We start from the raw sequence: 777 nt of genomic DNA, 5'->3' as shown, positions 1-777 counted from the left end.
TGAACGGAGGACCGCTGAGAAGCCTTTGAGAAAAAGAACAAATTGCTACCGAAAATTTGTTGCTTAGAGGCTTTTGGCAACTTGTTCAGTTCTGACTTTTCGATAAAATCTACAAAGCGATGAACCAGCCCCAGGCCGCTTCCTTTAACGAGGTCGAAACTTTCACTTCTTCCCTCTTTCTTTAGGTCATAATCTACACAACCCAAGAAGATGAAGCGTTCATCCCCCATCCAGCGTAAAAACTCGCGCCCCTCTTCAATGTCTTCAGGCGCAATAGTTTTATAATTCTTTTCGGTTAGGTTTTCTATCAAGCTCTGTTTCTTGGTAAGCATATTTTCATAGTCGCCAACCATCGTTGAAACGTCTGACATCACTTCATTGATAGCCTTTAGCAAAGACTTCTGAGACGCTGAATCGCTATGCCGATCTATCTCGATAAATATAAGCGCTTCATCATTGCAGGTTGATTCTTTTGCGGCGGCACCACTTTTAAGGGATTCAATATCACCATTTTTTGCTCGTTCGCAACGGATATTTGCATACTGAATACTATGAATTTTGACCATGCGATTAGAAAGGATTAGCCTGATCGAATCGACAATAAACGGCATGTTTTCTTGAAGCACCACGAGTACAGTATGGGGTGACTGCCAATTATGGTCTTCAAGGTTCGGGTTAAAAACCTCAATTTTCGCCTTTGTACCTTTGTGCGTTGAAGAAAACTTCCATGCCGACATAACAAGGCCGAGCATATCCGAGACTCTACGGTCTTCGAAT

Annotated in this window: 1 pseudogene; it reads right to left on the bottom strand. The window is 42.5% G+C overall.

Annotated features, from left to right (window positions below):
* Positions 1 to 777 (bottom strand): annotated as a pseudogene (locus A3766_RS03610) (NAD-glutamate dehydrogenase domain-containing protein); the annotation flags it as partial.

Source organism: Oleiphilus sp. HI0132, from assembly GCF_001635845.1.
Note: the sequence above shows the minus strand (reverse complement) of the source record. Positions and strands in the feature narration are given on the sequence as shown.